The organism is Bacillus sp. Bvel1, assembly GCF_014872755.1.
Taxonomy (GTDB): Bacteria; Bacillota; Bacilli; order Bacillales; family Bacillaceae; genus Bacillus; species Bacillus velezensis.
Genome location: NZ_JAAOBZ010000004.1, coordinates 309,889 through 330,878, shown reverse-complemented (window position 1 = coordinate 330,878; position 20,990 = coordinate 309,889). Strand labels below are relative to the sequence as shown.

24 protein-coding genes and 1 pseudogene are annotated in these 20,990 nt (G+C 46.7%); 8 read left to right on the top strand and 17 right to left on the bottom strand.

Annotated elements, in window-relative coordinates:
* Positions 1-100: 100 nt before the first annotated feature.
* The 3 genes from cshA to HAP68_RS02200 form a co-directional block, all read right to left on the bottom strand.
* Positions 101-1,585 carry a degradosome RNA helicase CshA gene (gene cshA, locus HAP68_RS02210; RefSeq protein WP_003156196.1) on the bottom strand — a complete coding sequence of 495 codons (1,485 nt, stop codon included), beginning with the start codon at positions 1,583-1,585 and terminating at the stop codon, positions 101-103.
* Positions 1,586-1,915: 330 nt separating this feature from the next.
* The gene (locus tag HAP68_RS02205; RefSeq protein ID WP_024084911.1) at positions 1,916-3,286 is read right to left on the bottom strand and encodes a UDP-N-acetylmuramoyl-tripeptide--D-alanyl-D-alanine ligase; all 1,371 of its coding nucleotides are present in this window, start codon (positions 3,284-3,286) and stop codon (positions 1,916-1,918) included.
* Between the two features lie 76 nt (positions 3,287-3,362).
* Positions 3,363-4,448, bottom strand: coding sequence for a D-alanine--D-alanine ligase (locus HAP68_RS02200; RefSeq protein WP_003156199.1), 1,086 nt, complete (start codon positions 4,446-4,448; stop codon positions 3,363-3,365).
* 153 nt (positions 4,449-4,601) lie between these two features.
* Here HAP68_RS02200 and HAP68_RS02195 point away from each other — a divergent pair, with 153 nt between their 5' ends.
* Positions 4,602-4,919 (top strand): thioredoxin family protein, encoded by a 318-nt coding sequence (locus tag HAP68_RS02195; protein WP_003156200.1) that lies wholly within the window; start codon positions 4,602-4,604, stop codon positions 4,917-4,919.
* Here the strand turns inward: HAP68_RS02195 and HAP68_RS02190 are convergent.
* The gene (locus HAP68_RS02190) at positions 4,916-5,809 is read right to left on the bottom strand and encodes a cation diffusion facilitator family transporter (RefSeq protein ID WP_003156201.1); all 894 of its coding nucleotides are present in this window, start codon (positions 5,807-5,809) and stop codon (positions 4,916-4,918) included. The two genes, HAP68_RS02195 and HAP68_RS02190, sit on opposite strands and share 4 nt — an antisense overlap.
* A gap of 213 nt (positions 5,810-6,022) precedes the next feature.
* Between HAP68_RS02190 and HAP68_RS02185 the strand changes: the two genes are divergently transcribed.
* Together HAP68_RS02185 and fbpB are read left to right on the top strand one after the other, a co-directional pair.
* Positions 6,023-6,202, top strand: a complete 180-nt coding sequence (locus HAP68_RS02185; RefSeq protein ID WP_003156203.1) for a Fur-regulated basic protein FbpA — start codon at positions 6,023-6,025, stop codon at positions 6,200-6,202.
* Positions 6,189-6,335: a Fur-regulated basic protein FbpB gene (fbpB, locus tag HAP68_RS02180; RefSeq protein ID WP_003156206.1), complete on the top strand. Its 147-nt coding sequence runs from the start codon at positions 6,189-6,191 to the stop codon at positions 6,333-6,335. The genes HAP68_RS02185 and fbpB overlap by 14 nt, the downstream gene beginning before the upstream one ends.
* Before the next feature lie 26 nt (positions 6,336-6,361).
* On the opposite strand, the gene HAP68_RS02175 is transcribed toward fbpB, so the two are convergent.
* The 8 genes from HAP68_RS02175 to HAP68_RS02140 all read right to left on the bottom strand — a co-directional run bounded on the left by HAP68_RS02175 (position 6,362) and on the right by HAP68_RS02140 (position 14,708).
* Positions 6,362-7,507, bottom strand: coding sequence for an acyl-CoA dehydrogenase family protein (locus HAP68_RS02175; protein WP_003156208.1), 1,146 nt, complete (start codon positions 7,505-7,507; stop codon positions 6,362-6,364).
* A gap of 114 nt (positions 7,508-7,621) precedes the next feature.
* Positions 7,622-7,957 (bottom strand): hypothetical protein, encoded by a 336-nt coding sequence (locus HAP68_RS02170; protein ID WP_003156210.1) that lies wholly within the window; start codon positions 7,955-7,957, stop codon positions 7,622-7,624.
* Between the two features lie 94 nt (positions 7,958-8,051).
* Positions 8,052-8,792 (bottom strand): ABC transporter permease, encoded by a 741-nt coding sequence (locus HAP68_RS02165; protein ID WP_088005483.1) that lies wholly within the window; start codon positions 8,790-8,792, stop codon positions 8,052-8,054.
* Between the two features lie 19 nt (positions 8,793-8,811).
* Positions 8,812-9,738, bottom strand: coding sequence for an ABC transporter ATP-binding protein (locus tag HAP68_RS02160; protein ID WP_014304394.1), 927 nt, complete (start codon positions 9,736-9,738; stop codon positions 8,812-8,814).
* A 101-nt stretch (positions 9,739-9,839) separates the two neighbouring features.
* Positions 9,840-10,889 carry an AI-2E family transporter gene (locus HAP68_RS02155; RefSeq protein WP_024084910.1) on the bottom strand — a complete coding sequence of 350 codons (1,050 nt, stop codon included), beginning with the start codon at positions 10,887-10,889 and terminating at the stop codon, positions 9,840-9,842.
* Positions 10,890-11,074: 185 nt separating this feature from the next.
* On the bottom strand, positions 11,075-12,331 hold the full coding sequence (gene dctP, locus HAP68_RS02150; protein WP_012116859.1) for a C4-dicarboxylate transporter DctP: 1,257 nt from the start codon (positions 12,329-12,331) through the stop codon (positions 11,075-11,077).
* 108 nt (positions 12,332-12,439) lie between these two features.
* A complete protein-coding gene (locus HAP68_RS02145; protein WP_003156219.1) occupies positions 12,440-13,111 on the bottom strand; it encodes a response regulator in 672 nt (223 codons plus the stop codon).
* Positions 13,086-14,708, bottom strand: a complete 1,623-nt coding sequence (locus tag HAP68_RS02140; protein WP_014304391.1) for an ATP-binding protein — start codon at positions 14,706-14,708, stop codon at positions 13,086-13,088. The genes HAP68_RS02145 and HAP68_RS02140 overlap by 26 nt, the downstream gene beginning before the upstream one ends.
* Positions 14,709-14,788: 80 nt before the next feature.
* Here HAP68_RS02140 and HAP68_RS02135 point away from each other — a divergent pair, with 80 nt between their 5' ends.
* Complete coding sequence (locus HAP68_RS02135; RefSeq protein WP_003156223.1) at positions 14,789-15,841, top strand: TRAP transporter substrate-binding protein; 1,053 nt, start codon at positions 14,789-14,791, stop codon at positions 15,839-15,841.
* An 83-nt stretch (positions 15,842-15,924) separates the two neighbouring features.
* Positions 15,925-16,746, top strand: coding sequence for a manganese catalase (locus HAP68_RS02130; RefSeq protein ID WP_003156225.1), 822 nt, complete (start codon positions 15,925-15,927; stop codon positions 16,744-16,746).
* Between the two features lie 23 nt (positions 16,747-16,769).
* Here HAP68_RS02130 and HAP68_RS02125 read toward each other — a convergent pair whose 3' ends face one another.
* The 4 genes from HAP68_RS02125 to HAP68_RS02110 all read right to left on the bottom strand — a co-directional run bounded on the left by HAP68_RS02125 (position 16,770) and on the right by HAP68_RS02110 (position 18,877).
* On the bottom strand, positions 16,770-17,129 hold the full coding sequence (locus HAP68_RS02125) for a DUF4937 domain-containing protein (RefSeq protein ID WP_014304388.1): 360 nt from the start codon (positions 17,127-17,129) through the stop codon (positions 16,770-16,772).
* On the bottom strand, positions 17,123-17,464 hold the full coding sequence (locus HAP68_RS02120) for a cupin domain-containing protein (RefSeq protein WP_014304387.1): 342 nt from the start codon (positions 17,462-17,464) through the stop codon (positions 17,123-17,125). The genes HAP68_RS02125 and HAP68_RS02120 overlap by 7 nt, the downstream gene beginning before the upstream one ends.
* 134 nt (positions 17,465-17,598) lie before the next feature.
* Entirely contained in the window at positions 17,599-17,970 is a 372-nt protein-coding gene (gsiB, locus tag HAP68_RS02115; protein ID WP_003156229.1) for a glucose starvation-inducible protein GsiB, read from the bottom strand.
* Between the two features lie 100 nt (positions 17,971-18,070).
* Complete coding sequence (locus HAP68_RS02110; protein WP_003156231.1) at positions 18,071-18,877, bottom strand: EcsC family protein; 807 nt, start codon at positions 18,875-18,877, stop codon at positions 18,071-18,073.
* 166 nt (positions 18,878-19,043) lie between these two features.
* On the opposite strand from HAP68_RS02110, the gene HAP68_RS02105 reads away from it, so the two are divergent.
* From HAP68_RS02105 to HAP68_RS02095, 3 genes and pseudogenes are all read left to right on the top strand, one after another.
* Positions 19,044-19,409 carry a DMT family transporter gene (locus HAP68_RS02105; protein ID WP_024084908.1) on the top strand — a complete coding sequence of 122 codons (366 nt, stop codon included), beginning with the start codon at positions 19,044-19,046 and terminating at the stop codon, positions 19,407-19,409.
* On the top strand, positions 19,406-19,813 hold the full coding sequence (locus HAP68_RS02100) for a DUF5360 family protein (RefSeq protein WP_025853738.1): 408 nt from the start codon (positions 19,406-19,408) through the stop codon (positions 19,811-19,813). Before HAP68_RS02105 ends, HAP68_RS02100 begins: the two co-directional genes overlap by 4 nt.
* Before the next feature lie 57 nt (positions 19,814-19,870).
* Positions 19,871-20,086: pseudogene (locus HAP68_RS02095) on the top strand (DUF2188 domain-containing protein); the annotation flags it as partial.
* 57 nt (positions 20,087-20,143) lie between these two features.
* On the opposite strand, the gene HAP68_RS02090 reads toward HAP68_RS02095, so the two are convergent.
* A complete protein-coding gene (locus HAP68_RS02090; RefSeq protein WP_007410203.1) occupies positions 20,144-20,497 on the bottom strand; it encodes a hypothetical protein in 354 nt (117 codons plus the stop codon).
* Positions 20,498-20,990: the final 493 nt, after the last annotated feature.

The following is a 20,990-nucleotide window of genomic DNA, read 5'->3' as shown; positions in this document are numbered from 1 at the left end:
TTTTTATCATACATACAAATACGGCTGATTTGCAAAAAAGATTCACTTTCCGGCATATCGAAAAAAAGCGGACCCCGTAAAAGGGTCCGCTTCCTGTGTTTTAGTATGATTTTTTCTGGCGTCTGTCACCTGAAGAACGGCGGTCGCTTGAGCGTTTTTTATCGTAGGAAGAACGGTTGTTGTTTTTCCCTTTGCCGCCGCGGTAGCCGCCGCCTTGGCCGTCTCTGCGCTTAGAAGTACGCTGGTTTTTATAGCGTTTGCTGACCATCGGCGCTTCATCAGTGAGGCGTACAGGCGTGCTGTCCGGCTCTTTTGTCGCCATTTTAATGGCTGCAGCCACAACTGTCACTGCATCATGATCTTCTAACAATTCCGCAGCTGCCGTCATGTAGAAGTTCAGGTTGTTTTCGCTGATCGCCGTGCGCAGACGGTCAACCGTCACCTGCTGCTGACCTTCTAATGCTTCGTCAAGCGTCGGCTCTTTCATGCGGTCCATTTTGCGTTTTGTCGTTTGTTCGATCGCGCGAAGCATGTTTTTCTCACGCGGTGTGATAAACGTCATCGCCATACCCGTTTTTCCTGCGCGTCCCGTTCTTCCGATACGGTGAACGTAACTTTCAGGATCTTGAGGCACGTCAAAGTTGTAAACGTGGGTAACACCTGAGATATCAAGTCCGCGGGCAGCAACGTCAGTCGCTACAAGCACTTCGATCGCACCTTCTTTAAACTTACGGAGCGCTACCATACGCTTCGCCTGCGTTAAGTCGCCGTGAATTCCTTCAGCCGCATATCCGCGAAGGTTCAGCGCTTCCGTCAATTCGTCAACACGGCGTTTTGTACGGCCGAATACAATCGCAAGTTCCGGAGACTGAATGTCAAGAAGACGAGTCAGCGTATCGAATTTTTTGCGCTCCTGCACTTCCAAGTAGAATTGCTGAATGTTGGACACAGTCATTTCTTTCGCTTTTACTTTTACGTGTTCCGGCTCAGTCATGAAACGCTCTGCGATCCGTTTGATCGGCGCAGGCATTGTTGCTGAGAATAAGAGCGTTTGGTGGTCGCTCGGCACGTTTGAGAGAATGGATTCAATATCATCAATGAATCCCATGTTCAGCATTTCATCAGCCTCGTCCATGACAACCGTGTTCACGTTGTTTAAACGGATCGTGCGGCGGTTGATATGGTCAAGAAGACGCCCCGGCGTACCTACGATGATATGCGGGTTTTTCTTCAATGCGCGGATCTGACGTCCGATATCCTGACCGCCGTAAATAGGCAGCACTTTCGCACGCTTATCTTGTCCGATTTTATATAACTCTTCAGATACTTGAATGGCTAATTCACGGGTTGGCGCGATTACGATTGCTTGAATATTAGGAGACTCGGGGTTCATTTTTTCAACAAGGGGTATACCGAACGCAGCTGTTTTACCTGTACCTGTTTGCGCTTGTCCGATGACATCTTTATTTAAAAGTCCGAGCGGAATCGTTTGTGCCTGAATCGGTGTTGCTTCTTCAAATCCCATACGATTGATTGATTTCATGAGATCAGAACTTAATTGGAAATCTTGAAACGTTATAGTCAAATTATTCAAACTCCTTCTGATTGCTGTTTCAGTAATGTCGTGATTTACCACTAAAAACTGCCCTTTCATCCAAAGGACAGGATCATACGTATACAAAGCCCGAATTACTTTACGTTTAATCTTACCATTACACTATGTGTTTTTCAATAAGGCGAGATGGTCAGGCGGCCGGAAGCGGCCTGACCGGATTCTTCCCGCAAACGAGGCCGGACCCCGCGCCGGACGGGATTTCCCAGCCGGCGGCCTTTCTTTTTCATACGGACAGAATTATTTCACCCTGAATTAGTTTCTTCATTTTTGTATATTTTTATAATGCTGATCAGTATTTTTTCAGTTCTTCTCTAATAAATCTTTAACGATTTCTTCGAGCTTCATACCTCTCGATGCTTTAAACAGAAGGAGATCGCCGGAAGCGGCCATATCCTGTATGGCGTGAAGCAGTTCTTTTTTGTCGAGATAATGGCTGACGCGCCCTTCTTCAAAATGCCGGCGCGCTCCGTCTGCGATGAATGCGCCGAGTGTGCCGTAAGTAAATACATGGTCAATTTCCGCCGGATTGATCGCAGCTCCGCATTCTTCGTGGAATGCTTTTTCTTCATCACCGAGTTCAAGCATATCACCGAGCACGAGCATTTTCTTCCGATAGCCTTTCATCGTTTCGATTAATTCGACCGCCGCTTTCATTGACGTCGGGCTCGCATTATACGCGTCGTTTACGATCGAGATGCCGTTTTCCGTTTTAACCAGTTCCAATCTCATCCCCGTCACCTTCAGGCGGCTCAGTCCCAGAGCGGCATTTTCCGGCGTAATGCCGAAATAGATGCCGGCGGCGTATGCGGCCATGGCATTCATCACATTATGTCTGCCGAGAACCGGAATAAAGAAAGAACGTTCGATCCCGTCGATATTGAAGTACGTGCCTTCTTCCGCCTGTTTTATTTCTTTCAGGCGGAGATCATTGTCAGCGCCTGCGCCGTATGTCGTTGTCCGGCAAGTGTACGCCTTTTCGCGGAGCAGCGGCTCATCCCCGAAATAAAACAGAACGCCGTCTTCCCGAAGTCCGTTTATAATTTCAAGTTTCGCCTCCGCAATTCCTTCTCTTGAGCCTAAATCCTGCATGTGGGATTCGCCGATATTGGTAATGACGGCAGCTTCCGGTTCAGCAAGACGGCTCAGAAAATCAATTTCGCCTCTCGCGCTCATTCCCATTTCTAAAACGGCGATTTCTGTATCTTCAGGCATGGCAAGCACGGTCAGCGGCAGGCCGATATGGTTGTTGAAATTGCCGGCGGTTTTGTGAACGCGGTACTGAGTGCCGAGAACGGCGTGAAGCATGTCTTTCGTTGTCGTTTTTCCGTTGCTCCCGGTCACCCCGATGACCCGTGTGCCGAGTTCTTTCAAATAAGCTTTCGCCAATGTCTGCAGCGCCTCCAGCGTGTCATCGACAAGGATGACAGCACGCTCTTCCGGCGGATTCGGTTCAGAGCGGTCCCACAACACCGCGGAAACGCCTTTTTCGAATGCTTGCGGCACAAAAGTGTGGCCGTTAAAATGCTCGCCTTTTAAAGGAATGAACAGCTGATTTTTTTCCAAAGTCCGCGTATCGGTTGCGGCGCCCTCAATCATTGTTTGTTCAAATACAGGATTTGTCAGTGTGCCTTTGACCATGTCGGCGATTCGTTTTACAGTTCGCTTTATCAAAGGTGGCACCTCGCTTTCTGAAAATGTTGTCTGTTACGGGAAAAGACACTACCCCTTCAGGCAGTGTCCGTCTTCATTAAAATGTATGTTTAATCAGCTGTTTTTCGGCATGGCGTTCTTTTGCCAGCTCAACCAGCTGTTCGATCAGATCACTGTAATCTACGCCTGCTTCTTTCCAAAGCAGCGGGAACATGCTGAATGGCGTAAAGCCCGGCATTGTGTTCACTTCGTTAATGAGCACTTGACCGTCATTGGTCAGGAAGAAATCGGCGCGGACAAGGCCTGATCCGTCAATCGCTTTGAAGGCTTTAATCGCCATCTCGCTGATTTCCGCATATTGTTCATCCGTCACTTGCGCGGGAATCATTAAATCCGTGTCGCCGTCTTCATATTTCGCTTTGTAATCGTAAAAGTCGGTTTTCGGCGCGATTTCACCGACGGCGGAACATTTCGGTTCGTCATTTCCGAGTACGCCGATTTCGATTTCTCTGCCGGCGATTCCTTCTTCCACCACAATTTTCCGGTCATACTCAAAAGCCAGTTCGAAGGCTTTTTCAAGCTCTTCGCGGTTTCGGCATTTGCTGATTCCGACGCTTGACCCGAGGTTCGCCGGTTTGACGAAGCACGGATATCCCAGCTCCTCTTCAACCTGCTGTAAGCAGCTGTCCGGCGTCTGTTTCCAGTCCTTTTTTAAAAAAGCGGCGTACTTCGCCTGCGGAAGCCCCGCTTGAGCAAACAAATGCTTCATGATGACTTTATCCATGCCGGCTGATGATGCAAGCACGCCGTTGCCGACATAAGGAACGTTCAGCAATTCCAGCAGACCCTGAATCGTGCCGTCTTCACCGTTCGGTCCGTGGAGAAGCGGAAATACGACATCGATCGGCGCCTTTTCGTCAGGCGACGCTTCTGGAAACATTTCCCGGTTCAATGCTGATAGAGCGAAACTTTCACCGTTTTGTTCCAGCTGAAGCATTTTCACGTTGGAAACCGGCTCAGTCAGCAGCGGGCCTCTTTGCCATTCTCCTTTTTCAGTGATGTAAATCGGATGTATATCAAACTTCTCAGTATTAAGCGCTTTTGTTACAGCTAATGCTGTCTGCAGCGATACATTGTGTTCGGCTGACTTTCCGCCGTACACCAATCCTAGACTTGTTTTCAATGGATATTCCCCCCACAACAATTCATCTTTACTATCTTATCACTTTCCTCAGAAAATGATCTAATTATTTTTGGGCATTCTGAATATGAAAGCATTTGTATGTAATTCCTTTTTATTTTATATTAAAATGGCATGGAAAAGGAGATGTGTCATATGAAAAAAATCAGTACAACAGAACAATTTAATGAACTTATTCAATCCGACAAGGAAATCATCGTGAAATTTTTCGCTGATTGGTGCCCTGACTGCACGCGCATGAATATGTTCATCGGCGATATTTTGGAAGAATATAATCAAAATGATTGGTATGAGCTGAACAGAGACGAGCTCCCTGAGCTTGCCGACAAATATCAGGTAATGGGCATACCGAGCCTTCTGATCTTTAAAAACGGCGAAAAGAAAGCGCATCTTCACAGCGCAAACGCGAAAACGCCCGAAGAAGTCACAGAGTTTTTATCACAGCATATTTAATTCGTTTCACGATCTTTGTTTATGACTTCAGGCTCTACATGAACATGGACATGAGTCACATCATGTTCATGTTTTATTGCATATTCGACTTCATCGGCTACTTCATGGCCTTCTTTCACAGACAGTCCCGGATCTACCGTAATGACCATTTCCACATGAACCGTGCTCCCCAAATACCTTGCTTTCACATCCTTCAGCCTGCTGACCTCTTTTATTTCTTTCACTGTGTGTTTATACGGCTCCAAATCTTTCAGATCAAACCCGTCTGTTAATGAGTGGGAAGCATCTTTGAAGATGTCCCATGCCGTCTTACAGATGATAATTCCGATCAGAAAGGCAATGACCGGATCAATCCACGGCAGATGAAGCCGGGCCGTTAAGACGCCTATCAACGCCCCAATACTGACATAGGCGTCAGAACGGCTGTCTTTCGCCGCCGCATGAAGCGCAGAACTTTTAACCCGATCCGCAAGACGGCTGTTATATACATACATGCCGTACATGACAATCGCGCTTCCGAGCGCCGTCCATGCCGCAATGAAGCTCGGCTCGGCCTCCGTTCCGCTGACAATCGCCTTTGCTCCTCCGATCAGCACTTCAATACCGACCGCCATCATAATAAAAGACGCAATTAATGAAGAAATTGTTTCAGCCCGATAATGTCCGTAGGCATGATCACTGTCCGCGGGGCGCTGGGAAATCCGGAGCCCGATCAGCACAGCCAGTGATGCGACAATATCCGTGGCATTATTTAACCCGTCCGCACTGAGCGCTTCGGAATGATAAATAAGACCGATCACCAGTTTGACGGCGGCAAGGATGAGGTACGCGGCGATATTAAGAATCGCGCCTTTTTCGCCCCGTTTTAAGTTTGCCGTTTGATCATTCATGTAAGGACTCCTCCATTCTCATTCATAGTATGGATGGAAAAGCGGAAAAATAGCAGCTTTGATCTGACCAAATGCAATATTCGACAGCATTATTCCCCGGGAAACTATTTGTCGAAAAATTGGCGGTATTTTTCCTTTACATATGAATATGTCCATTGTATACTTTCATTAACTGATAATGATTCTCAATATCATTTGATTAGGAGGGTAATCATGAGGTCTTCTCCTCAGCTCAGATCATCAGTTGAAGGACGAAAAAAACATCTGATCCATTTGCTGATCAATAACGGAATATACAAAAAGTCGGAACGGCATTTATATGAATTATCGCTCGGAGAATTAGAAAGCGAATACAAATATGTAAGGAAGGTGCGGGCTCATGGCGAAACGTAAAATAAAAACATACGAACAGCTGATAAAAGAAAACAAGGCGGCCATTATGAATAATCAAAAGCTGATGAATGTGATCTATGACAGAATTGACCGCAAGCATCAAAAACTGCTCCGGCACAACAGCCATACATAAAAAGAGCCTTTTTCAGGCTCTTTTTTTTATTGCTCAAAGGCTTCCGCCGCTAATTTGCCGATGACCGCATCGTCCATCGGCGGATTGTGAAGGCCGGCCCGGGCATCCCGATAATACCGCTGAAGCGGATTATTTCGCTCCAGGCTTTTTGCGCCGGTGATTCTCATTGCTTTGTCAACAACAGAAAGGACGGCATTTGTCACAATATGTTTAGCCGCGCCGAGCTCGCTTTTGATGAAAGGGCGGCGTTTCGGGTCATCATACATTTGCGCCGCCGTGAAGAGAAACTGTCTCGCTTTTAACAATTCAAGCTCCATTTCCCCGACACGCTGCTGAACGGCCGGCACGTCTTTAATCGGTCCGTTCAGGCTGTTCGGCGAATATTCAGATGCAAACCGGACGGCATAGTCCCTTGCCGCTTGAGCGATGCCCAGATAAGCAGCGGGAATGTGAAGCAGCCAGCCATTCACTTTCGCCGCTCTCGGCCCGCTGATAAGCTCCACAAGCCGCTCGTCACTGACCGTGACATGATCTAAAAGGAGATCATGGCTTCCGGTCGCCTTCATGGCAATCATATCCCATGTTTCTTCGACTGAAACGCCTGCCTGATCTTTATGAATGAGAAAAACACCGGTCGTTTGTTTTTCTTCAATCCATGCCGTCACAAGCATATAATCCAAAGTCAGCGAAAGGGTTGTAAAGGTTTTTCGGCCGTTCAGCACCCATTTTCCGTCTTTTTTGACAGCGGAAGTGCCGGGTCTTCCTCCCCTCGTCGGACTGCCGGTCTGCCGTTCCGTCGCTGCCCTGTTCAGGACGGCTCCCTTTTTCACCTCTTTTGTGATAAATGAAAAGACATCTTCATTCCAGCTGTTTCCTTCTCCGAGCTCACCCATGACGGATAAATGCCAGCCGATTCCGAGAGCGACGGCCGCGTCTCCCCGCGCCAGCCGTTCCTGAAACAGCACCATCTCATAAACGGAAATGCCTGCACCGCCGAATGCCTCAGGTACCGTTAACGCCGTATATCCCGCGTCGCGCAGTCTTTGAATTTTCTCCGCGGGAAAACGGCCCGCCTCGTCATCAAGCGCGGCTGTTTTTTGAAATTCGTCTGCAAGCAGGCCGATTTTTTCCATCCATTCCCGCTGCCGTTCATTCTGTATCCATAAAGACACTGGAATCCCCCCATTATAATTCCGATAAAGTTAATAAGTATTATAGAGATTCAAGTCTCGTTTCGCAACTGTAAGGCTGTACAAAAAAACACGCTATCCCATAGAATAGCGCGTTCAGACTGCTTCCGGGCCGCGGTCCTGCTTGAGCCCGAGATAAATCAGCATATATGTGAGATAACCCATCGTCATCACAAGCCCGCCAAAGAAAAAGCTTGAAAAAATCGGCTCTTCAAACGCGGTAACCGCCGCAAGCACGATCCAGCTTGCATACAGGTAGATGATGAAATAACGGAATCCCGTCTTCATTTTATATAAGAGAAACAGCCCCACTGTAGAAAACAAACCCAGCGCAAGCCTGAAATAAACAAGATGTTCGAATTGAAACATGAATGACACAAAGGAAAAACCAAGCAATAACACAATCGGTAATGCGGTAATAAAATTTCTCAAGTGAGCACCTCCGTCATTACCTTTATTATAAATCAAAATAGCATAAATTATTGATTTATCGTGATCTTTTTCACAAAAATGTCATTCCTTTACTTTATACCCGAACATCGCGTTTGCAAAAGCTCCACCAAGCGACGGCTAAGAAGAATACGATATGGATAATGATAATGCCTGCGGAAAATAACGGCGTCATTCCCGCAAACAGCGGCTTCGCCCCGCTCATATATTGCGTCAGGTCAGTATTTGCGAACAGCAGAAAACTACCCCATTTATTTTGGAAGAGCGACATAATCGTCACAAGTGATTTTGCGCCGTACAGCACGATAAATGACAAAATGACGGCCGTTGCGCTGTTTCGGAATACAGAAGAACACAACAAGCCAAAGCATGCCATCGCAAACGCCTCGACCCAGTTCGTGCCGATTACTTTCAGGGTGTTCACAAGAAGCGTCCCTGATTCAGATGTCACCGACACTCCGAAGAAAGCCATGCCGAACAGCAGAGACAGAATATAGTACGCCGCATACAGGTACAAGCTGACCAAAAATACGGTAATGAGTTTAGATACAAAAATCCGCTCCCGCTTTACCGGGCGGATTAACAAAAATTTGATCGTTTTCTTATCAAATTCAGCGGAAATGATCGTTGCCGCGATCACGATCGTTAATGCCTCAAGCAGAATATTCAGCCCGGGGGCGTACGCCATATAGCCGATGAAATTCTCATCCGTTCCGGAACTGATGACAAGCCGTTTAATGACAAGCGCCATAATAAATTGGAGAACGGCCATCAGAATCAGCGCCACTAATGAGACTTTTCGGTTAAAGAGTTTCATATGCTCATTCGCTGTCAATTTAAACATTCGTCTTCCCCTCCTCTTGAAGCGCCGTCGTCACTTTCATGAATTCATCCTCCAGTGATTCCGCATACGGCATGATGGAATACACGAGAAAGTCTTGTCCGACGAGCGCACGGTTTAATGCCGGGATGTCCTTCTTCGCTACGGTGACGGTAATGCTCCCGCCGTTTTTCTCCGGAACGAATTGCTGCTGGGACAGCCATTCGAAGGCTTCGTCAGCCGGCTGAATGTCGAGGATGGCTTTTTCTTCTTTTTCCGCAGCGCCGCGCAGAACAACCTCTGTTTTGATCTCACCTTTTTGAATGATGATGACACGGTCGCAAAGGTCCTCCACTTCACGCAATAAATGCGTCGCAAAAAGGATGCTCGTCCCTTCAAGCTCCGCGAGTTCCTTTAAGTGATCGCGGAAATCCTTCATTCCGCCGGGATCAAGCCCGTTTGTCGGTTCATCTAAAATGAGCAGATTCGGACGGTGAAGAATGGCCTGTGCAATCCCGAGACGCTGACGCATGCCAAGGGAATACGTTTTAACTTTGTCATGAACGGCATTTGTGAGCCCGACCCGCTCGATGACTTCCTGAAGCCTGTCTTCTTTGATGTTTTTGTGCATGTTGGCAAAGTGCTTCAGATTTTCCCACCCCGTCAGGTACGGGTAGAATTCAGGATTTTCCACGATCGCTCCGACGGATTCAAGCGCTTTTTCGAAATCAGCATCGTGCTGAAAGCCGTTAATTGTAATCGTGCCGCTGTTTTTCTTTAAAAGGCCGACGATGATTCGGATAAGTGTGGTTTTTCCCGACCCGTTCGGACCGAGCAAACCGATGATCTCGCCCTGCCTGACATCCATGCTGATGTTTTTTAAAATGTGCTTTTTGCCTATTGTTTTGTCAAGGCCTTCAATATGTAAAATCGGCTCAGTCATACAGCCTTCCTCCTTTTTCACAAAAAATAAACAGTGCCCGTACATAGGCACTGTCTGCATTATAACATTAGTCATATATTCGTGAAGAGCCGGAGCCGTCGTTATGTCTTATCCGGGACCGGTCCGTTTTTTTCCTTCTCCTCATTATTGACGACATCCAGAATATCAAGCAGGAACACAAAAATCGGAATTCCGATAATCAAGCCCCAAATGCCGAAGAAATGTTCTGAGAAAATCAGAACCGTAAAGGTAAAAAAGATCGGCAGTTCCGTTTTTGCTGACATCAGTTTCGGATTAAGGAAGTACGTCTCAATCGCATGAATGACGAAAATGACCAGCACGATGTAGATGACGTACACAGCGCCGCCCGTCGTATACGCGATGATGCTGAGCGGAATGAGCGAAATCACCACACCCGCCACGGGAATGAGCCCGAGGAAAAAGACCATGATGGACAGGCCGAACAGCTGCGGAAAATGCAGAATCGCCAATGCGATCAAGGTGAGGATACAGTTCACCAGCGCGATAATAAATTGGGCTTCAAGCACTTTGCCGAATGTTCTCGCAAATTTGCTGCCGAAATAAGCAAGTTCGTAGTAAAAAACAGACAGCTTGCTGTGCTGAAATTTTTTCATAAACTCCGTGAGCCGCTTTTTCTCGAACAGGAAAAACATGCTGAGAATCAGTGACATCACGACCTGCAAACCGAAAGTGCTGATATCGGCCAAGTATGTATACAGTACATTAAAACCTTCTTTTACATAGGAACCGATATTGATATCGCCGAACACGCTCGATATCTCATCATAAAACGGAATGACATCGGGATGATACGCGATGTGCTTGATCTGCTTAATCAGCTGTTCAATCTGCTTGGCAACAATCGGGTAAAAGACAAAGCCTCCGACAGTCGCCCCGACAGCCAGCGCAATATATAAAATGGTGATGACCACCCTCTGGCTGATCCGGAAAAAATGGTTCAACACGTGCCGGATGACAGTCTCCAGCCGATCCATCAGAAAAGTAAAAATAAACGTAAGCAAAATCAAATTAATCATACTTCGGAATACAACTAACACCCCAGTCAAAACAAGAAAAACGGAAAAACGTCTGACACCCGGATGCTGAAAAAATTTAAAAATAGCCGCCATTTATACACTCCTGCTAGGACAAAAAGCCCTTAGATTTCATCTTTCACTCTCTAATTGTAAATTATATAACAAAATGACGCTAAGGTCTTTGTCCACCTCCTAATAAATTTAAACAAATTTATCTTTTTTACTCATGGCGGCCGAAAAAAAGAACGGCATGCCGGATGCATGCCGTTCCTTTCCTTTTATACCGCCGTTTTCATTTCTTTTACGGCCTGTGTGCTTTTCGCTTCGTCAAACTCATTTTCGCTCTTGGCTACGATGATGGTGGCGATTCCGTTTCCGATCAGGTTGACGATCGCCCTTCCTTCACTCATAAAGCGGTCAACGCCGAGGAGCAGCGCCAGTCCCTCCAGCGGAATAACCTGAAGCGCCGATAAAGTGGAGGCGAGCACGATAAATCCGCTTCCGGTTACGCCCGCCGCGCCTTTTGATGTCAGCATCAGCACGAGAATGATCGTAACCTGCTGGCCGATGGTAAGGTCAACGCCGAACACCTGCGCCAGAAAAACCGTCGCCATGGACAGATAAATCGAGGTGCCGTCCAGGTTAAAAGAATATCCCGTCGGAATGACAAGGCCGACAACCGATTTGGAACAGCCGTAACGCTCCATTTTATCCATCATCCGCGGAAGGACGGACTCAGAAGAGCTTGTGCCGAGAACGATGAGCAGTTCATCTTTAATAAAACGGAGATAGTTCCACAAGCTGAAACCGAATAGTTTGCAAATGATATTCAAAGCGACAAATACAAACAGGAACATCGTAACGTATACAGACAGCATCAGACTCGCCAGCGGCTTGATGGAATCAAGGCCGAAGTGCCCGATCGTATAGGCCATGGCCCCGAATGCGCCGATCGGCGCCGCGCGCATGATGTAGCCGATGATTTTGAAAAAAACGTGCGACAGTTTATCAAAGAAATCAATAATGCTTTTGCCTCTTTCACCGAGCGCCGCCAGGCCGACACCGAATAAAACAGAAAAGAATAAGACCTGAAGAATGTCGCCTTTTGCGAAAGCGTCAACCATATTTGACGGAACGATGTGAGTGATAAATTCAATCCAGTCAATCCCCTGTCCCCCGTTTTGGGTGTACTGAGAGACATCCCCTTTTTCAAGCTTGCTGTAATCAAGGCCCTCACCGGGTTTCATGATATTGACGACCAGAAGTCCGATAATAAGGGCAATGGTGGTCACGACTTCAAAATAAATAAATGCTTTTCCCCCGACTTTGCCGACTTTTTTCATGTCTCCCATCTTGGCGATGCCAAGCACGATCGTCAGGAATATGATCGGTGCGATAATCATTTTTACCGCATTGATAAATGTATCGCCGAGCGGCTTCATCTGCTTCCCGGCCTCAGGCCAAACGAGTCCGACAATGACGCCGATGATCACCGCCGTGATGACCTGCACCGTAAGATTTTTGAAAATTTTCATTCCTACTCCCCCTTGCCTCTCGCTGCGTCTATACAAAAATGATAGCGTTTTCATACGAAGAGGGGAAGCTTATGATCATAACGGACATTTTGGTCTTTTTGGTCTCGGCTAGCGGACGAATTTGTAGCGGTTAACCGGCCGTCCCACTCCCCCGTATTGAATGTCGAGCTTAATCTGGCCGTCCTTCTCAAGAAAATCAAGATAACGCCGCGCCGTCACCCTTGCGATTCCGAGCGCTTTGGCGGCTTCTTCAGCTGAAAGCGGCTCCGTCTGCTGTTTCATATAAGTCAAAATTTCATTCATCGTAAAATGATTTAATCCCTTCGGCAAATCCCGGGACGGATTTTGCGGAATTTTCAGCAGCATGTCAAGCTGCTCTTGCGACATCGTGTCATGCTCTTCAATTTTCCGTTTATATTGTTTATAGTTTTCGAGCGCCTGTCTCATCCGCTCCAGCTTAAACGGCTTCAAAATATAGTCGGCCGCACCGTTTTGCAGCATAAGCTGGATTGTTTCTTTGTCTTTTGCGGCCGAGACGATGATGACGTCCACTTCGAGCTTTTGTTTTCTGATTTCCTGGAGCGTTTTAATTCCGTCTTTTTTCGGCATGTATACGTCTAATACCACGAGCCCGGGCCGCAGATCTTTTATAAGCCTGATTCCCTCGTCTCCGTCAGCGGCCGTGGCGATGACGCTGAACCCTGAAACACCGGTGATAAATTCTTTATTCACCTCCTGCACCATCGGGTCATCTTCAATAAGCAGCACCTTGATGTCCATCGAATGATTTCTCCCCCTTCATCGGAAATAATATAGAAAATGCCGTTCCCTGTCCCTGCCGTGTGTCGACTTCAATCACGCCCATCCCTTTGTCGACGATTTGTTTGACGAGGTACAAGCCGTATCCCGTTCCTCCCGTTTTATTGACGGTAAACCCTTTGTCATAAAGGCGCGGGATGTGCTGATCGGAAATCCCGCTTCCGTTGTCTTCTATTAATATAGCAAGCACTTCATCATTTTGCTCGATACTGATGTCAATATGTTTGTCCTCCGTGTCCGCTGTTTCGAATGCGCCGAACGCATTTTCAATTAAATTGCCGAGCAGGACGACGATGTCATGCTGGTCGACATGCTCCGGAAATGCCGAGAAACTGCTGTTTTCATCAATTTTCACAGAAATGCCAAGCTCTTTTCCTCTTTTGATTTTGCTTAACAGCAGCCCCGCCGCGGCGTCATTCTGAATGGCCTGATGAAGAAAATCAGTGACGCTTTCTTGTTCTGATGATTCCTTAAAAGCAAGCCGGAGCGCTTTTTCTGATTTTCCGAGCTGAATCAGCCCCGCGATGGTGTGAAGCTTGTTCATATGTTCATGATTTTGGACTCTGAGCGCATCGACAAAATTTTTCACACCTGTCAGTTCTTCCGCCATTTTCGCCGCTTCCGTCCTGTCCTGAAAAATGGCGACGGCTCCGATGACCTTCTTTTTCATGACAATCGGAATTCTGCTGCTCATGATCACCTTTCCGCTGACTTGGATTTCTTCATTATATACGGCTCGGTTCCGCTCGACGATTTCAGGGAGCCGCGAATCTTTTAACACGTCCCAGATCAGCCTGCCGTCGGTCTCTTGTCTGACATTGAATATCTGCTTCGCTTTTTCATTAAAAATGGTGATGTGATGCTGATTATCGATCGCAATGACGCCCTCATTCATCGAATGAAACGTAGCGGTCCGTTCCTCATACATTCTCACGATCTCATGGGGCTCGAGCCAAAACATTTGTTTTTTGATGTGGCGGGCCAGCAAAAAGGAGCCGGCCAGTCCGAACCCGAGCGCCAGCAGAACGATAAACAGTATTTCATGTTTCAGCTGAAGAAGAATTTCACCGAATCCGGGCAGCGTTTTACCGGCAAGGACGACGCCGATCTGATTCAAATCCCGGTCTTTGATGGGATAAAAAGCGCGGACGGCGGTGCCGATCTCTCCCTTTGCTTCGGAAAAATAAATGTGCTCGGCGAACGCCGCGGCTTCGTCCTCACCCCTTGAACGCTTTCCGATCATTGTGCTGACGGGATGTGAATAGCGGATATGATCCATATCCATGACGACGATGTAGTCCGCTTCATTGATGATCCTTATTTCTTCGACCGCATGGCGCACATCTTCCCTTTGTTTTTTCTGCTCCAGGGCGCGTTTGACATCGGTCATCTCAGATACCGTCCGCGCGGTATTCATCAGCCGTTTTTTCAGCTCGCGCTCCTCTGTATGCTGGATATTGCCGACCAGCACGATGCCGACGATCAAAAAGGTAAAAAGCACGACGATATAAGAAAGTATGGTGATTTTCCAGCGGATGGTAAGCTTTTTTTTCGTCATTGGCCTCTTCCTTTCCGTCTCTTTACGAAAACGGCCCGCCCGATTATGCTTGTTATAGAAAATGGCGGAGGGGGTTTTCGATGAAAAGCTTGCTGACTTGTCTCAGCCTGATGGTACTCGGTATCGGAACCGCTTTATTCATCGGCTTTCATGATCGTTTCTCAACGGAAGAACCGTATTATGATGACGAACAGGAAGGCCTGAAAGATCAAATGGTTTTCAAATTCAGCCATGTCGTGGCTGAAAACACGCCTAAAGGGCGGGCGGCGAATAAATTTGCCGACCTGGTCTATCAAAAGTCCGGCGGCACCATTAAAGTAGAGGTATTTCCAAACGGGAGCCTCTATTCAGATAATGAAGAAATAAACGCCCTCCAAAACGGGGACGTGCAATTCATCGCCCCCTCCACCTCAAAGCTCGGATCACTGTCTCCCGAATGGGGTGTTTTGGATCTGCCGTACGCGTTTACAAACTATAAAGCCGTGCAAGAAGGCCTCAACGGCAAAATCGGCACGCGCCTGTTCGCTTCTTTAGAAAAGCATCATTTGAAAGGACTGGCGTACTGGACGAACGGGTTTAAGCAGCTCACGTCAAATAAAGGGCCGATCTTCTCTCCGGACGATTTGAAAGGACAGGCGCTCAGGATCATGCCGAGCAGCGTGATCGAAGACCAGTACCGCCTGCTCGGCGCGCACCCGCGGCAGGATTCCTTTAATTCCACGTTTCAGCTCTTGGAAAGCAATCTCGTAGACGGAGAGGAAAATACGATTTCAAATATCTATTCTAAAAAATTTTATAATGTTCAAGATTATTTGACAATCAGCAATCACGGGTACCTCGGTTATGCCGTGATGACCGACGAGCATTTCTGGAATTCACAGACAGAAAAAACGAGAACCATCTTAACGGAGGCGATGAGAGAAACGACGGAATGGAACGAAGCCTCCGCTGAGAAAATGAATAAAGACCAGCTTGAAGAGATAAAGAAGAATTCATCCATTCATATTCATGTGCTGAGCAAAGCTGAAAAGAACACATGGATGAAACGCCTCGACCCGATTTACGGACAATATGAACAGGTGATCGGCCGCGGGCTTGTGCAGGATTTGTTATCCTTGCGCCGCGAGCCTTAGCAGGACCAATACGCCCATCTCCGTTTCATCCCTTTTCCCGCCGGGGAAGTAAATAGGGACAGAGCAAAAAAGGAGATGGAGACATGTTTACACATACGAAAAAACTGCAGCATCCGGCTAAACCGGATCGTCCTGACCCGCTGTTCGCAAAAAAGATGCAGGAAATTTTAGGGGGGCAATACGGGGAAATATCCGTCGCCATGCAATATTTGTTCCAAGGATGGAATACACGGGGCAATGAAAAATATAAGGATCTTCTGATGGATACCGCGACGGAAGAAATCGGCCATGTCGAAATGATCGCGACGATGATTGCGAGACTGTTAGAAGACGCCCCGCTGGCAGAGCAGGAAAAAGCGGCTGATGATCCGGTCATCGGGTCCATTTTAGGCGGGATGAACCCGCATCATGCCATTGTCTCAGGACTCGGCGCCATGCCGGAGAGCAGCACGGGCGTTCCGTGGAGCGCAGGCTATATCGTCGCAAGCGGAAACCTTCTGGCAGACTTCCGCGCCAATCTGAACGCCGAATCACAAGGAAGGCTTCAAGTCGCACGCCTGTATGAAATGACCGATGATAAAGGCGTGAAAGATATGCTCAGCTTTTTATTGGCCCGCGATACCATGCATCAAAACCAATGGCTTGCGGCCATTAAAGAATTAGAAGAACAGGAAGGTCCGATCGTTCCTTCCACATTCCCGAAGGCGCTGGAAAAACAGTCATTCTCCCATAAGCTTATTCATTTCTCAGATGGAGCAGAAAGCGCTGAACAAAATTGGCTGAAGGAAACAGCGCCGGACGGAGAACCATTTGAATACGAAAAGGAACCGAAAGCGCACGGCGAAATAGCTAAGCTGGACCCCGTCCCGCCGTATGTCCACAACACGCTTCCCGGACGAAAATAAAAAAGCCTCTAAAGGGGCTTTTTTTATGTGCGCACAACTGTCCAGTCCGGTTCGTACCGGATGTCGGGGTGATGTAACAGCTCGTGAATGACAGGTTCATCCCCCTCGTACAGCATCACTTCTATTGAAAGAATCGCAGCCTTCTGCTCGTTTTCTTCGTATATGCGGTCATGTTCGTTCTCCATAAAATCATCATAGGCCTGTCTGTCCTCCCAAACGCTGATGATCTCTGCGATGAACAGGCCGTCTGCGTTTTTCCGCCAGCCGCCTGCCTGTCTGACGAAGCCATTTACACATGATAATGCTCCCCACCTTGACTGTGCTTGCGCAAATGCTTCAGCGTTTGCAGCGTCTGTTTCACATACAATCTTTTTGATCAGCATGACCGTTCCTCTGTGATGACTGTTTTCGCATGCGTATGCTCGACACAGAGATTCACGGTTCTGACGTAAGAGCGGGTGCGGTGAATCGTGCCTTTCGGGATGAGCAGGCTGTCATTTGCTTTGAGCACTGCGGTTTCTTTGTCCTTAAAATCGATCAGCAGCTCACCTTCCAGAACGATGAACCATTCATCTGAGTCAGGGTGATGGTGCCAGTCATATTCTCCCGTAAACACTGCGAGGCGCACACAGTGGTCATTGATCTCCGCGATTGAAAAATTGTCGTGTTTTTCTTTGACTTTATTGGCGATAGCGAGCAAATTCAGCATGTCAGACACGAGTGAAAAACCCCTTTTTCATTTTATTGTATCGGTTTTGCGGCTCAGATCAAGATTTTCCCAAAATCAAAAGCGATCCGGCTGATGTGCCGGATCGCTTTTGATCTGCAGGTTGTCTGCCTTTTATGCTTTTATTAGCTGCTTCGTCTGTTTCCGCCTTTTTGGCCGATTTCTTTATAAAACTCTTTGTCATGATTTTTACTTGTAGCTTCTCCGCCTTTTTGGCCGATTTCCTGATAGAATTCCTTGTCATGGTTATTGCTTGTGGCTTCTCCGCCTTTTTCACCGATTTCCTGATAGAATTCTTTGTCGTGATTTTTGCTTGTGGCTTCTCCGCCTTTTTCACCGATTTCCTGATAGAATTCTTTGTCGTGATTTTTGCTTGTGGCTTCTCCGCCTTTTTGACCAATTTCCTGATAGAATTCTTTGTCATGGTTATTGCTTGTAGCTTCTCCGCCTTTTTTACCTGCTTCTTCTCTGCTCATTTTGTTATTATCTTGTGCCATTTTTGAATTCCTCCTTTAATTGGTGTTGGTTGTTGGTTTCCCGATTTCAGAACTGATAAACAAAGAAAACACATTGAATGTGTTTTCGGGTGGTTTTTTATCATTCTGTATCGTTCATGCGTTTTAGAATCCGGCGTTTTTTATAAAGCATGATGCCTGTTTCCGCGATGCTTTCTAAAGCTGAACGGTTGGCGGACGCGCCGAAGATGATGCCTGCGGCCGGAACCATTTGCAGCAGTTTTTTCGCGGCGAACGTATCGCGGTAGCTGTAAACGACTTCCCGCCAGCCTTGGATTTGCGAGGCGACGCGCTGATAGGTTTGGTCGTTTTGATCATATTGCCGTAAATCTTGCAGGATCGCTTTTTTTCCGATGACGTCACTGGATGCAAGCTGAAGCAATTTGACGATAAACACGCGTTCTTTTTTGTCTTTCGGATCAAAGCCGTAAGCAACCGCGATATCTTGCAGCGTCTTTAAGGACAGGCCGAGCATCGCCGGAATGTCTGCCGCAAGCGTAAACACGCCGCCGACTCCCGTTGCGGCTCCCTGCACCGTCGCGGCCTTTACGCTTGTACGCGCTATGGCTTCTGCGATTTCGTCCATGACGGCAAGCGGCGCATTGCGGATGTCGTGAAGCGTTTGACATGTACCGTGCGGCAGCCGTTTTTGAAACTTTTTCATGATGCGCTTTTCTGATGTAAGGTACTGTCCGCCTGACTGAATAAACGTTCCCGTTTCATCGAGAATGAGTCCGATTTTCCTCTGAATAAATTGCGGTGTCAGCTTGTCCAAAAGCTGAAACGGCAAGCGGGTGAATGTTTGCCAGAACATCGCCCTCTGCTGCGCCTTTTCCCATTTTTGAATGTCTCTCAGTTGTCTTTCCAGGTCTGTCCGCTCTTCTGTCACCCGTCCTGCACGTCCTTTCTGATTTCTTTCTACATAGTATACCTTTATGGCGTTTTCTTTTTACACCCGGCCGGACTTTTTATCCGGAAAACATTCCATTGATTAATTTTCTTCAAATTCTATATATTGTATAATTTTGAATAATACGATTGAAGGAGAATGCTGTATGCAATGGATTTATTTAAGTTTAGCGATCATTTTTGAAGTATTGGGTACGGTCAGCATGAAATTATCAAATGGATTTACAAAACTTGTTCCAAGTATTTTATTGTTATTGTTTTATATCGGCAGCCTTTGTTTTCTTACTTTGACTTTGAAATATATAAGTGTCTCCATCGCGTATGCGGTCTGGTCGGGAATGGGGATCGTGCTGATTTCCATGATCGGAATTTTTTTCTTTCATGAACAGTTCTCTGTCATAAAAGCTGTCTCTGTTCTTCTGATCATCATCGGTGTCGTTTCCTTAAACTTTATTTCTGAAAGTGAAACGTCATCAAACGGCATCAGCGTTCATGCGGACAGAAACAGATGATGAAAGGGTTAAAGGTTCTCTTCCTCATTACAGATATTGGATTTATCATTTATTGGATTGTTACTTTTTTTGAGTGGATTCCAAAAAACATGGCGTTTAAAGATTATGATAACGCCATGATAATGGCCTGGAACTGGTCATTCTTTCCCCTAGATATTTTCATTTCATTGACCGGGCTGTACAGCTTGTTTCTTTATAAACGGAAACATGCGTTATGGCGCCCTTTCGCATTAATATCACTTGTGCTGACCTTTTGTTCAGGCCTGCAAGCGATTGCCTTTTGGGTATTTATCGGTGATTTTGATCTCATGTGGTGGGCATTCAATCTGTACTTGCTTCTTTATCCTTTATATTTTATTCGGAAATTGCTGGTCTCTCGTAAAAATAGCTGTCATTCTTTTTGATGAGGCGGTTTTCTTTTTCTTCAGGCGGGAAACACTTTTCATAAAGGAGTGATAGACATGCCTTGGTCTATGAAGGATTATCCGCAATCATTGAAGAATCTCGAGGAACCTGTGAAGAAAAAAGCGATCGAAATCGCGAATGCGATGGTAGATGAGGGTTATGAAGAAGGACGGGCTATTCCCATTGCGACAAGTCAGGCGAAAGAGTGGAAAAAAAACGCTTCTAAAGAAGAAATCGATCAGCTGATGAAACACGATGATGAAACGAAACGCGGAAATTGAATCGGAATATAGAAAAACCCCGCTCTCAAGAGAACGAGGTTTTTCTGCTTATAAACCGTAATAATAAGATAGTGTGGTGACTGAAACGTAGCCTGTCGCTCCTGCATACGTGACTTTCAGCCATTTATTGGAATTGGTGTAGTGGCCTTGAACATATTCTCCGGTGACCCAAGAACCTGTAATTTTTTTACCGCTTGAGAATGTTGTGATCGTTGAACAGCTGACCTTAGAGCATGAGCGCATATTAGCACCGTAAATACCGACTGTGCCCCCGCTGGCTAAAATGGAAACGTCCGGTTCAGCTTTAGGTTTGAAAGCTGCTGCTGATGCAGAGCCGCCAAAAGCGAATAAAGAAACAGCAAAAATCATGGCTAAAGAAATGATCGACAAACGACGTACCAAGAAAATTCCCCCTCTTTTATCATATGGCCGGAAAGCTTTCCTGACGTTATTATACTTTTTTGCCCGGGAGACTGAAATAAGTCTAATGCTCCAACTTCTTTTCTTCGCAAGTGACCATGCCGATTCTTTTTTTGATAGATAACAGCCGTTTATTGGACTGGAATCACTGATATATCGTTGATTCAAACGTTTATTCAGAGCGGCCGGAGTTTTTCCGGAGGTCATTTGAATGGTACAGAAAGGTTTTATCTTCCAATGGAAAGAAACATTATTATTCTATTTACCCGGGAAAACGGAGGAAATACTGCGTCTTTTCCTCAGGATCAGTTGCACCGGACAGAAAGTTGTGAAGTGATATGAGCAAGTGTTCTCTTTTCACCTTTTTAAAAGAACGCTCAACGCATCCGCGCATGATCGGACGCGGAAACATGCTTTGCGAACGGCATCGCTTCTTTCCCGGAACGATGCCGTTTTCATTTTCGGACCTTTCTTC